Consider the following 11,833-nt stretch of genomic DNA (forward strand, 5'->3'; position numbering starts at 1 on the left):
CATCCTCTCCCGTTGGAAAGCGGTTTCTCAACCCCTGTGACCGCGTGCATGTGATCGGATGGGCGCAGCGTCCGGAGGGAGGAACAGGTGCGCGAACTGGAGTATCCGCAGGTCGCGGGCGTCGCGCCGGGGAACGGTTACAGCCATGTGGTGACCGGAACCGGCCAGTGGGTCGCGATCTCGGGGCAGGTGGCGCTGGACCCGGCCGGGGCATTCGTCGGCATCGGCGATCCGGCCGCGCAGGCGGAGCAGGTGTTCGCGAACCTGCAGCGCTGCCTGGCCACTGTCGGGGCGTCGTTCGAGCATGTCGTCAAACTGACGTACTACGTGACCGACATCGGTTTCCTGCCGGCCGTCCGGGCGGTCCGCGACCAGTACATCCCGGGCCCGAAGCCCGCGAGTACGGCGTTGCAGGTGGCCGCGCTGTTCAGCCCGGACGCGCTGCTGGAGATCGAGGCGTACGCCGTGATCCAACGCACTGCTTGACGATCTAACGCAGGAGGTCGACCGCCACCCGTGCGGCCTCGCCGATGGCGGCGTCGACGCGGGGCTGGCGGAAGTCGCCGCGGGCGGCGAGCGTGAAGACCGCGATCGCGTACGCCGCCCCGCCGGGCAGGGTGACCACGCCGACCTCGTGCCGCAACGCGCCGAACGTTCCGGTCTTTCCGGCAACGCGTACTTCGTCGTGCGGGAAACCGGATGCCAACCGGTGCAGGAAAAGCTGCCGGTGCATCGTCGCCTTCACGAACTCGGTCTGCCCGGGCGACAGCAACTCCCCCGCCCACAGCCGGCGCAGCAGCAGCGTCATGTCCCGCGCGGTGCTCGCCGACGCGTTCGCGGCCTCGTACACCCCGGCGGGATCGGTCCGGTCGTTGTCGGCGAGGACGGCGAGCGCCGCGTCCGGGTCGTTCGTTCCGGTACGCCGTTGCAGGTCGCGCAGGTTGCCCGCAGTACCACGCCGTACCCACGTGCGCCGGAGACCGAAGGATTCGAGCATTCCTGCCAGCCGCCGGAGGCCAACGATATCGAGGAGTGCGTCCGCGGAAGCGTTGTCGGAAACCGTCATCATCGAGAGTGCGAGATCGCGGAGTGACACCGTGACCGGGTCCGCGAAAATCGACAAACCGGTCGGGCCCGCGGTTCGGTCCGATGGCTCCAGCGTGATCCGGTGCATCGGGTCCAGTTCGCCGAGGTCGACCAGGCGACAGAAGCCGGCGAGCAACGGCAGCTTGTAGACGGAGGCCAGCGGGACCATGCCGTCCGCGTCGACCTCGACGGTGGAGTCGGGCTCGTCGAGCGCGACCGCGTGCAGCCAGCCGCGGACGCCGGCGTCCTCGAACACCGCGCGGATGCGGGCGTTCACGAGGTCAACGCTTCCGTGAGTTGTGCCATGACGTCGTTCGGGCGCAGGAACGGCGTACGCGTCCGTGACCAGACGAGGCGCAGGCGCAGCGGGAGCGGGTCGTCGGCAAGGCGGTGCCGGGTGACGCCTGGGGCGGTGAGCGACGGGTCGGCGGTCACCACGATCGCTTGGCCGGCGGCTGCCATCGCCAGGCCGGCGCGCTCGTCGGTCACCACGACAGTCCCGCCGTCAGGTCGGTGCAGGGCGAGGGTGTCGAGGAAGAGGTCGCGCGCGGCCGGAGCCTCGGCGCGTGGGCGTACTGCGATCGGCAGGCCCTTCAGCTGTCGCAGCGCGACTACCTCGCCGTCTGCCAGCGACGCGGGCGCCAGGGCCCAGGTCGGCAGGAGGGAGACCGGGCCGGCTTCCAGGCCGTCGAGGACGGTGGGATGCAGTACGGCGGCCAGCGTCAGGCGGCCTGTGCCTACCTGGTTGACCAGGGCGCTCGTTGGTGCGGTCAGTACGGTGACGCGGCTGCCTTGGAGCGCGGCGCCGCAGGCTGCGGCTACTGCGGCGCCGGCGGCTGGTGGGACTTCCGGGGCTAGGCCGAGGCGGATTTCGGGGCCTTCTGGGTCGCGGGAGACGGCCGCTTGGTGGAGCTCGCCGATGGAGGTGAGGGCTCGGCGGGCGTAGGGCAGGAGGGCGGCGCCGGCTGGGGTGAGTTCTACGCGGCCGGCGCCGCGTTCGAAGAGCTTGGCGCCGACCAGGGCTTCGAGGCGGCGGAGGCCTTGGGAGAGCGGGGGCTGGGTGATGCCGACGACACGGGCGGCGTCGCCGAAGTGCTGTTCCTCGGCTAGTGCGATGAAGATCTGGAGATGACGTTCGGTCAGCATGGACCCTGCTGACCTGCGGTGATATCTGCAGACAATCGGCACATGCGTAAGAGCATATTCGACAGGCCCGCGCCGGCTCGCCTTGACTGCTGATTCAGGGACGAGGAGAGGAGACAGCGTGAAGGTGAGTCGGAGGGGAATGCTGGCCGGCGCGGCCGCAGCCGGAGCCGCGGGCGTCGCCGGGGCGATCGGCCTGGGGAACCAGAGCGAGGCCGCAACCTCGGCCGGGAGCCGGGTGGAGGCGGTGGGGCGGGGAAGTGGGGAGGTTGTGGAGCTGACCTGGTTTGGGACGCATGCTTGGGAGGTTCGGTGTGGGAAGAGCGTCGTACTGACTGATCCTTGGTTGACGCGGTTTCATACCGGGACGTTCACGCCGGAGGGGGCGGATCCGAAGACCAAGCTGGTGATCGACCCCGCGGTCATCGACAAGCACCTGAGCACCGCCGACGCGATCCTGGTGCATCACGGGCACTACGACCACATGGCCGACGTCCCGTACGTCGCGAAGAAGACCCAGGCGACCGTCCTCTGCACGGAGACGCACGCCAACCTGCTGCGCGCGATGAAGACGCCGAACGACCTGCTCTCACCGGTCCGCGGCGGCGAGTACCTGCCGTTCGACGGCTTCACGATCGAGGTGTTCCCGTCGCTGCACTCCTGCGGCGGCAAGCGCCACACCTACGCGTACCCGGGCTATCGGTACGACGTCCCGCCGCGCCCGCGCGTCATCGAGGACCTGGTCGAGGGCGGCACGCTCGCGTTCGTGATCACGATCGGCGGCGTGCGCATCCTCAGCCTGAGTACGGCGAACTTCGACCCGCGCGCTCTCCAGGACCTGCAGGTCGACGTGGTTCTCGCGGCCCCGGGCGGCGAGCCCGGGATCACCGACCGGCTGCTCCGCACGATCAAGCCGGTCCGCAGGGTGATCGCGACGCACTGGGACGACTTCGACAAGCCGCTCGAGCAGCCCGGTGTCCCGTGGGCCGACCTGACCCCGCTGCGTACCTCGGTCGAGAAGACCGGCGCGGAGTTCGTCGTCCTGGATCACCTGGAGAAGGTCACGCTTTGACCCGGTAGTGGTACCGCGACACGGTCCGGAAACCGAGCCGGTCGTAGAGCGTCCGCGCCGGCGCATTGTCTTCCAGGACGCTCAGCCAGACCCACCTGCTGGTTGCCGCGCGCAACAAGCCGTGAATGATCGCGGAGGCGAGCCCTTGACGGCGGAAGCGTTCGTCGACGGCGAGGCAGTACAGCCCTGCCGTGTCGTCGACGAGCGCCAGCCGGCCGATCGCCTTCACACCCGAGCCGTCCGGAACGCTCGCATACAACGCTTTCCCGCGCGCCAGGATCTGTTCGGCGGTCGCCCGGTTGTCGGCGCCGCGCCCGTCGACGCTCCACCAGCAGTCCGTCCAGGCCTCTGACGGCGTGGTAGAAATATTCACCTCGACCATCGGCGGCGTCAGGTCCGCGAGGATGTCGGCAACCGCGGCGCACTGCACCAGTGTCGGATTGCGGACCACGTACCCGCGTGCCTCCAGTTGGGCGTCCAAATCGGCCGGCTGCACCGCCGAGCTGATCTGGAACGACGGCGTGATCCCGTGTGCGACGTAGAGGTTTTCCACGTAGTCCAACGCTTTCCCGCAGTCGAACGGCGCACTCTTGGGCAGCACGGAATTCGCCCGGAGGGTGACGCCGGCGTTCCGTCGGACCAGCCAGCCGTCCAGCTCGGTGCTGTCCGCGGCCGGCCAGCCTTGGTTCATCAACGCGTCCATCCGGGCTGCTGCGATCACTCCAGCAAGGGTAGAACCAGCCGGATCGAATTGCAATGAAATGGATAGTTATTCATCCAGCGCGGACGGTCGCGATCGCCTCGGCGAGCAGCTCGATGCCCTCGACAACTTCCTTGCGCCGCAGCGATCCGTACCCGAACACCAAACCCGCCGGCCCGTCGCCGGAAACCCAGTACGGCGCCAGTCCGTACACGCCGAGCCCGCGCTCGAGCGCCGCCCGCCGCACCGCGTCCTCCTCGAGATCCGGCGGCAGCCACGTCATCACATGCAGCCCGGCCGACACCCCGACCGGCTCCAGTTCGGGCATCCGGGCCGCCAGTCGCTCGACCAGCGTGTCCCGCAGCTCCCGGTACCGCGGCCGCATCTTCCGCAGGTGCCGGTCGAACTCGCCCCGCGCCACGAAGTCCGCGAACGCCAACTGGTCGAACACCGGCGACCCGCGATCGTCCATCAGCTTCGCCTGCGCCATCGGCTCGACCAGCCACGCCGGCAGAATCAGCCACCCGAGCCGGAGCCCGGGCGCCAGCGTCTTGCTCGCCGTTCCGGCGTACGCGACCCGTTCCGGCGCCAGCCCCTGCATCGCCCCGATCGGCTCCCGGTCGTACCGGTACTCCGCGTCGTAGTCGTCCTCGATCACCAGCCCGTCCCGCGCCGTCGCCCACGCGATCAGTGCCGCCCGCGTCTCCGCCGACGCCACCGCTCCGGTCGGAAACTGATGTGCCGCGGTCACGAGTACGACGTCCGCACCCGACCGCTCCAGCGCGGCCACGTCGATCCCGGTGTCCAGCGTCGGCACGCCGACCACCTCGAGGCCGGCCGCCCGCGCGACGTCGCGCAGGTCGTTGTCCGACGGGTCCTCAACCGCGAGCCGCCGGCGCCCCTGCGCGGCCAGCACCCGCAGCATCAGTCGCGAGCCCTGCGCGAATCCGTTGCAGATCAGCATGTTCTCCGGGCGTGCCGCCGTACCGCGAACCCGGTTGAGGTAGTCGGCCAGGGCGATGCGGAGCTCGATCGTCCCGCGCCCGTCGAGGTAGGCCAGGCTGCGGTACGGCGTCTCGTTCAGCACCCGGCGCACCGACCGGAGCCACGCGGCGCGCGGGAACTCCGAGACGTCCGGGCGGCTGTACCGGAAGTCGATCCGCGGCGGCCCGCTCACAGCCGGCGCCGCCGCCGTCGGCTCGACCACGGCGATGTCGGCGACCTGCGTGTAGCCGCCCGCGCGGCTGATCAGGTAGCCCTCGGCGACGAGCTGCTGGTAAGCCTCCACGACCACGCCGCGGGACAGCCCGAGGCTCTGCGCGAGCGCCCGCGTGGACGGCATCACGGTCTCGGCCCGCAGCAGCCCGGCGCGGATCCTGGTCCGGATCCCGCTCTCGAGCTGCTGGTGCAGCGGCACGCCGCTGTCCCGCTGCAGCTCGACCAGGAGCTCACCGGCACCGGAACTGGTCCTCATTCGGCTCACGGAACTGGACCTTATCGACGGACCGCTGTGCTGTCAGGGTTATGGGACAGACCACTTCCGAGGAGCTGACACCGATGACCGAGTACCTGCGCACCGGCGACGCCGGCTACGACGAGGCGCGCACCGTGTGGAACGCGATGATCGACCGCCGCCCGGCCGTGATCGCCCGGTGCGCGAGCACCGCGGACGTGGCCGAGGCCGTGCGGTTCGGCCGCGAGCACGACCTGGAGATCGCGGTCCGCTGCGGCGGGCACAACATCGCCGGGCTCGCCGTCCCCGAGGGCGGCCTGATGATCGACCTGACGCCGATGAACGAGGTCCGGGTGGATCCGGAGGCACGGCGGGCCTGGGTGCAGGGCGGCGCGTTGCTGGGTGAGCTGGACAAGGCGTCGCAGGAGTACGGCCTGGCGACGACCGCCGGGAACGTCTCGCACACCGGCGTCGGCGGCCTGACGCTCGGCGGCGGGATGGGCTGGCTGGCGCGGAAGTACGGGCTGTCCTGCGACAACGTGCTCTCGTACGAGGTCGTGACGGCGGACGGGACCGTCGTCCGGGCGAGCGCTGACGAGAACGCCGAGCTGTTCTGGGGCCTGCGAGGCGGCGGCGGGAACTTCGGGATCGTCACGTCCTTCGAGTTCCAGCTGCACGAGACCGGGACGCGGGCGCTGATCGTCGAGTTCGGCTACCCGAAGGAAAACGGTTTCGAGGTACTGCGGGGCTGGCGGGAGCTGAACGCCACCGCGCCGCGGGAGGCGACGTTCACCGCGAACATCACCGGCGACTCGCTGACGGTCGGGTACATCTGGGTCGGCGACGGCGGCGAGGAGCTGCTGCCCGCGTTCCGCGCGCTCGGTCCCGTCACGAACGAGCTGGTCGACGAGACGACGTACCTGTTCCTGCAGACGCGCGAGGACAACGTGCAGGGGCACCGGTTCCGGCGGTACTGGAAGGGGCACTACTTCAAGTCGCTGCCCGACGAGGCGATCCGCGCGCTGCTGGACAACCCCGGCGTCGGCGCGAGCCTGCAGGCGTACGGCGGGGCGATCGCCGAGGTACCGGACGAGGCGGCCGCGTTCAGCCACCGGGACACACAGTTCGAGTTCGTCACCGCGACGCGCTGGGAGGACCCGGCCGAGGACGAGGCCCGGATCTCCGCGTTGCGCGGGTACGCCGCGGCGCTGGCGCCGTACGCGCACGGGGCCTACGTGAACACGCTGAACGACGACCCGATCCAGCGCGCGTTCCCGCCCGCGAAGCTCGAGCGGCTGGTGGCGCTGAAGACGGCGTACGACCCGGCCAACGTTTTCCACCTGAACCAGAACATCAGGCCGGCCGCCACCGGCGGCGCGGCATGATGGAGGTGTGACCGACCAACTCACGCCGGAGCTCGCGGCAACGATCGAGGAAGCGTTCGCGCGCCGGGACCGGGCGAACATGGGACCGACGATCGCGTTCTTCGAGCGGCTGCTGACCGAGTATCCGGACAACCCGTACGTGCTGTACGAGGTCGGCGGGTCGTACGACACCGCCGGGCAGGAGGAGAAGGCGATCGGGTACTACGAGCGCGCCCTGCCCGGGCTGACCGGGGAGACGCGGCGGAAGTGCCTGCTGCAGTACGGGAGCACGCTGCGCAACCTGCACCGCTTCGACGACTCGCTCGCGGTGTTCAAGCAGGCGTGTGCCGAGTACCCGGAGTCGGACTCGCTGCGGGTCTTCAAGGCGCTCACGCTGCAAGCCGCCGGGCACAAGGACAAGGCGCTGGCCACGCTGCTGCTGGTGATCGCGGACAAGGTCGACTCCGCGGAGATCAAGCGCTACGAGGCGGCGATCCGCGGCAACGCCGACTACCTAGCCGGGCTCTAGCGTTTCCGGGCGAGGCCGCCGTACACGACCTCACGGACGTCGGCCGGCGGCTCCTCGTCGACCCGGCCGCCCGGGACGTGCCACTCGGACAGCCGGACGACGCCCGGCGCGAAGATCTCGGTCCCGTCGAACAGCGCCGTGATCTGCTCGACCGAGCGGAACGTCAGGTCCGGGAACGCCGGCCGCACCTTCTCGGACAGCTCGGTCACCAACGCGTCGACCGGCCCGCCGTCACCCGGCTTGCAGGCGTGCGTGATCGCGAGGTAGGACCCGGACGGCAGCGCGTCGACGTACGTGCGCACGATTTTCCGGGTCTTCTCGAAGTCGGCGACGTGGTCGAGCACGAGCCCCAGGACCAGCGCGACCGGTTGGCCGGCACCGAGCAGATCGGCGATCGCCGGATCCGCCAGCACGTGCTTCGGCCGGGTCAGGTCGGCCGCGACGAACTGCGTGCGGTCGTTGTCGAGCAGCAACGCCCGCCCGTGGATGACCACGGACGGGTCGTTGTCGACGTAGATCACCGAGGAGTGCAGATTCGTCCGGCGGGCGATCTGGTGCGTGTTCTCGGCCGTCGGCAGCCCGCAGCCGGCGTCGACGAACCGCCGGACCCCGGCCTCCGCGGTCAGCCAGGTGACGACCTCCGCGAGCCAGCGCCGGTTCGCCCGCGCCCACTCCGGGGCCTCCGGCGCGACCTTCGTGATCTGCCGGCACAACTCGCGGTCCGGCTCGTAGTTGTCCTTGCCGCCGAGCAGGCAGTCATAGACCCGCGGGCCGCTCGGCCGCGAGGTGTCGATCCCGTGCGCGACCACGCCGTCGTACACCGGCTGATCGGTCACACTGTCACCTCACGTCGTGGGGGCGCACATCCGGTCTGAGGTTAACCTACGGAGAGTCAGCGTTACACAACGGCCCGTTCGAAGTTCGTAAAACTCAGTATCCACAAGGGTTTCAGCACGCGCACGCCACGCCGCGTGGCGCGGTCAGCGGATCGGACGCGCGCCGCTCGGTCCCGTCCGCGGTCACGATCGGCCCGCCCTCGCGCACCCAGTACTCGAATCCGCCGATCATCTCCTTCACCGGATACCCGAGCCGCGCGAACGCCAGCGCCGCCCGGGTCGCGCCGTTGCAGCCAGGCCCCCAGCAGTACGTCACCACCGTCACCCCGTCCGGTACGACGTCCGCGGCCCGGTCCGGGATCTCGCGATGCGGCAGGTGGATCGCCCCGGGCAGATGCCCCTGGTCCCAGCTCTCCTGACTGCGGCTGTCGACCAGCACCCACCCGTCGAGCGCCCCGGCGCCGATGTCCGCGGCCACGTCAGCCGGGTCCACCTCGAGCGAAAGCCGCCCCGCAAAATGCGCCACAGCGGCCTCGCGCCCGGCAGCCGGCGTCCGCAGCACCACAGAGTCCTTCATCCACAGTCTCCTCACTCGTCCAGGAGCCACCAGCGTCAGCCATCCCGCACTACGGCGAAAGTGGCAGAAATGCCCTAGTGCAGCAAGATTCAGCCACGCCGTGGAGCGATCTTCGCGCGGGCGCGGGCGACCTTGATCGCCTGTTTGAGGGTTTCCAGGTCGTAGGCGCCGTAGTGGCGCTGGCCGTTGACAAAGAAGGTCGGGGTGCCGGAGACGCCGCTGGTGTCGGCGGACTCGACGTCCAGGGCCACGCGGGCGGCGGCGACGTGCCGCTTCACGTCGTCGTGCAACCGATCGGTGTCCAAACCGAGCTGTTCCGCGTAGCCCAGCAGGTCCTGCGGCTGGAGCTTGTCCTGATTCGCGAGCAGCAGGTCGTGCATCTCCCAGAAGGCTCCCTGCGCGGCCGCCGCCTCCGATACTTCAGCCGCGATCTGGGCTCGCGGATGGACGTCGGACAGCGGCAGGTGCCGCCACACGTAGCGCAGGTCGTCGTCCTGCAGCAGATCCCGTACGACGGGCTCGGCGATCCCGCAGTACGGACACTCGAAGTCGCCGTACTCGACCAGCGTCACCGACGCCGTCTCCGGCCCGCGGATGTGGTCCCGCTCGGGATCCACCGGGTCGGTCAGGTCGACGAGTTGCTCCGCGTCGCCGAGCAGCGCGAGCGCCTTCCGCGGCGGCGACAGCAGCTTGGCCGCGCGGAACACCGCCCAGGTCAGCGCCGACGCGACGACCACCGCGGACAGCAACCCGACCTTGGCCTCGGCCAGCTCCGGCCCCTCGAACGCGATCGTTGCGATCAGCAACGAGACGGTGAACCCGATGCCGGCGATCGTCCCGCTGCCGGCCACCGCCGCCCAGCCGACGATCGGCCGGATCCGGCCGCGGGTGACGCGGTCGAGCAGCCACGACACGGTCATCACCGCGACCGGCTTGCCGACGACGTACCCGAGCAGGATGCCGAGCGTGATGGGCGACGTGAATGCCCGCCCGAGGAACGCGGCGTCGATCGTCACCCCCGCATTCGCGAGCCCGAAGAGCGGGACGATCAGGTAGCTGGTCCACGGGTGGTACAGGTACTGCAGGCGTTCGTTCGGCGAGATCGTCGTGGTCAGGCCGATGGTCGCGGACCGCGCCAGCTCCGGCGTCGGCTGCTCGCGGAACAGCCGGAACCGGCCGGTCGCCTCCTCCAGCTCCTCCCGGCCGGGCGAGTACGCCGGAGCGGTCAGCCCGATCGCGAGACCGGCGACGACCGGGTCGACGCCGCTCCGCAGGAGCGCGGCCCACATCAGTACGCCGAGGACGACGTAGATCCAGGGTTTCCGGACGCGGAACACCGACAGCGCGAGGACGACGGCGAACGCGCCGATCGCGAGCGCCAGCGGCATCAGCTGGATGTTCTCGCTGTAGACGACCGCGATCACGATCAGCGCGAGCAGGTCGTCGACCACGAACACCGTCAGCAGGAACACCCGCACCCGGTCCGGCACGCCGCGGCCGACCAGCGCGAGCAGACCGAGTGCGAGCGCCGTGTCGGTCGACATCGCGACACCCCAGCCGTGCCCGCCTGGTCCGCCGGCGTTGAACGCCAGGTAGATCAGCACCGGCGCGACCATCCCGGCGACGCCCGCGAGCATCGGCAGCACGAGCCGGCTCCGGTCCCGCAGGTCGCCGAGGTCGAACTCGCGCCGCGCCTCCAGACCGACGACCAGGAAGAACAGCGTCATCAGGCCGCTGTTGATCCACTCCCGCAGATCCAGCCCGAGTTCGTCGGGCCCGAGCCCGATGGACAGCTCGGTCCGCCACACCTCGTCGTACAGCCCCGGAGCGACGTTGGCCCACAGCAACGCGACCACGATGGCCGCCGCCAGGACGCCGGAACTCCCCGCCTCGGTTCGCAGGAACGCGCGCAGAGGCGCCGCGAACTCCCGCCGCCAGTTGGTCCGCCCACCCAACAGACCGGAGACGTCCGCCATACCCCGAACTGTAACCGCGGCCGCTGACACGCCCGCGGCGTGATCAACGGGTGGGCTGCAGGTAGCTGACGAGGAACAGCCCTCCGGTTCCGAGACAGTCCCGTCCGGTCCAGGAGTCCTGGAAGCTGACGCCGCCGCCGGCGATGGCGAGCGGCACACCTGAGCGTGCGACCACGCTGCCCGCGGCGTCCAGGATCTCGAACGACTCGGCGTCGCCCCGGACCGTGTACCCCCGGGGCCAGACGAGCGTGGTCGCCTCGGGCCCCGAACCCGCCCGCACGCACCCACGCGCGTCGGCGGTCAACGTGGCGTGGAGGCCGGCCTCCATCCCGCCGGGTACGTCCGAGTCGGACCGGACGATCCGTGGCGGTGCACCCGCAGCCGGTGGTTGTTCGTCGGCCGGTCGCACGACCCACGTCGTACCCGCGATCACCGCCGCGGCGGCCAGCGCCACGCCGCCCACCGCGAACCGCCGGTTGCGGATCCGCCGCCGGCTGATCCGGGCGACGACCGCGTCTTCCGCGAGCTCGACGGCCTCGCCGCCCTCCGCGGCCGTCGTACGGAGCAGTTCTCGCAGGTCGCTCATGGGGCACTCTCCTCGGTGACGCCGAGCTGCGGCGCGAGTTTCGCGCGGGCGTCGGCCAGATGACGTTTCACGGTGCCTTCGGCGCAGCCGAGCTGGTCGGCGATCTCGGCCACGGTCAGGTCCTCGTAGTACCGCAGGACGACACACGCTCGCTGCCGCGGCGACAACGTCCCGAGCGCCCGCCGTACGTCGTCCGCCACCGCGAGCCGGTCGTCGTCATGATGCGGCGGATCGACCAGCAGGTGCCGCGTCGCGTTCCAGCGCTTGAGCCGCCGGCGGCTGTCGACGTACTGGTTCAGCATCGCGCGCCGGACGTACGCCTCGAGCTTGTCGATGTCCTCCCCGACCCGCCGCCGCCCGAAGACCCGCGTCAGCGCCTCCTGCACCAGGTCGCTCGCGCTCGCCGGATCCCCGGTCAACAGGTACGCGTACCCGCGCAACGCGTCGCCGCGCGTCGCCAGCAACGCCCGGAAAGCCCGCTCCCAGTCAGCCACCCCACCACCGCCCGTCC

Annotated in this window: 13 protein-coding genes; 4 read left to right on the plus strand and 9 right to left on the minus strand. The window is 70.5% G+C overall.

Features of this window, described 5'->3' with window-relative positions; genetic code table 11:
- Positions 1 to 87: 87 nt before the first annotated feature.
- The gene (locus ABN611_RS07985; protein ID WP_350279153.1) at positions 88 to 486 is read left to right on the plus strand and encodes a RidA family protein; all 399 of its coding nucleotides are present in this window, start codon (positions 88 to 90) and stop codon (positions 484 to 486) included.
- 4 nt (positions 487 to 490) lie between these two features.
- Here the strand turns inward: ABN611_RS07985 and ABN611_RS07990 are convergent, their stop codons facing one another.
- Both ABN611_RS07990 and ABN611_RS07995 read right to left on the minus strand, forming a co-directional pair.
- Positions 491 to 1,363 carry a serine hydrolase gene (locus tag ABN611_RS07990; RefSeq protein WP_350279154.1) on the minus strand — a complete coding sequence of 291 codons (873 nt, stop codon included), beginning with the start codon at positions 1,361 to 1,363 and terminating at the stop codon, positions 491 to 493.
- Entirely contained in the window at positions 1,360 to 2,232 is an 873-nt protein-coding gene (locus ABN611_RS07995; protein WP_350279155.1) for a LysR family transcriptional regulator, read from the minus strand. The genes ABN611_RS07990 and ABN611_RS07995 overlap by 4 nt, the downstream gene beginning before the upstream one ends.
- Positions 2,233 to 2,356: 124 nt before the next feature.
- On the opposite strand from ABN611_RS07995, the gene ABN611_RS08000 reads away from it, so the two are divergent.
- The gene (locus ABN611_RS08000; protein ID WP_350281610.1) at positions 2,357 to 3,301 is read left to right on the plus strand and encodes an MBL fold metallo-hydrolase; all 945 of its coding nucleotides are present in this window, start codon (positions 2,357 to 2,359) and stop codon (positions 3,299 to 3,301) included.
- Here ABN611_RS08000 and ABN611_RS08005 read toward each other — a convergent pair.
- Both ABN611_RS08005 and ABN611_RS08010 read right to left on the minus strand, forming a co-directional pair.
- Entirely contained in the window at positions 3,291 to 4,022 is a 732-nt protein-coding gene (locus ABN611_RS08005) for an N-acetyltransferase (protein WP_350279156.1), read from the minus strand. The genes ABN611_RS08000 and ABN611_RS08005 overlap by 11 nt on opposite strands.
- A gap of 52 nt (positions 4,023 to 4,074) precedes the next feature.
- The gene (locus ABN611_RS08010) at positions 4,075 to 5,475 is read right to left on the minus strand and encodes a PLP-dependent aminotransferase family protein (RefSeq protein ID WP_350279157.1); all 1,401 of its coding nucleotides are present in this window, start codon (positions 5,473 to 5,475) and stop codon (positions 4,075 to 4,077) included.
- Between the two features lie 83 nt (positions 5,476 to 5,558).
- Here ABN611_RS08010 and ABN611_RS08015 point away from each other — a divergent pair, with 83 nt between their 5' ends.
- Complete coding sequence (locus ABN611_RS08015; RefSeq protein WP_350279158.1) at positions 5,559 to 6,839, plus strand: FAD-binding oxidoreductase; 1,281 nt, start codon at positions 5,559 to 5,561, stop codon at positions 6,837 to 6,839.
- A 7-nt stretch (positions 6,840 to 6,846) separates the two neighbouring features.
- Complete coding sequence (locus ABN611_RS08020) at positions 6,847 to 7,347, plus strand: tetratricopeptide repeat protein (protein ID WP_350279159.1); 501 nt, start codon at positions 6,847 to 6,849, stop codon at positions 7,345 to 7,347.
- Here the strand turns inward: ABN611_RS08020 and ABN611_RS08025 are convergent.
- The 5 genes from ABN611_RS08025 to ABN611_RS08045 all read right to left on the minus strand — a co-directional run bounded on the left by ABN611_RS08025 (position 7,344) and on the right by ABN611_RS08045 (position 11,816).
- Positions 7,344 to 8,183: an SAM-dependent methyltransferase gene (locus ABN611_RS08025; protein WP_350279160.1), complete on the minus strand. Its 840-nt coding sequence runs from the start codon at positions 8,181 to 8,183 to the stop codon at positions 7,344 to 7,346. The two genes, ABN611_RS08020 and ABN611_RS08025, sit on opposite strands and share 4 nt — an antisense overlap.
- Before the next feature lie 112 nt (positions 8,184 to 8,295).
- The gene (locus ABN611_RS08030; protein ID WP_350279161.1) at positions 8,296 to 8,760 is read right to left on the minus strand and encodes a rhodanese-like domain-containing protein; all 465 of its coding nucleotides are present in this window, start codon (positions 8,758 to 8,760) and stop codon (positions 8,296 to 8,298) included.
- 89 nt (positions 8,761 to 8,849) lie between these two features.
- Positions 8,850 to 10,736 (minus strand): Na+/H+ antiporter NhaA, encoded by a 1,887-nt coding sequence (gene nhaA / locus ABN611_RS08035; protein WP_350279162.1) that lies wholly within the window; start codon positions 10,734 to 10,736, stop codon positions 8,850 to 8,852.
- Positions 10,737 to 10,779: 43 nt separating this feature from the next.
- Positions 10,780 to 11,322, minus strand: coding sequence for a hypothetical protein (locus tag ABN611_RS08040; protein ID WP_350279163.1), 543 nt, complete (start codon positions 11,320 to 11,322; stop codon positions 10,780 to 10,782).
- Entirely contained in the window at positions 11,319 to 11,816 is a 498-nt protein-coding gene (locus ABN611_RS08045) for a SigE family RNA polymerase sigma factor (RefSeq protein ID WP_350279164.1), read from the minus strand. The genes ABN611_RS08040 and ABN611_RS08045 overlap by 4 nt, the downstream gene beginning before the upstream one ends.
- Between the last annotated feature and the right edge of the window lie 17 nt (positions 11,817 to 11,833).

Origin of the sequence: Kribbella sp. HUAS MG21 (assembly GCF_040254265.1) — a bacterium.
Lineage (GTDB): Bacteria > Actinomycetota > Actinomycetes > Propionibacteriales > Kribbellaceae > Kribbella.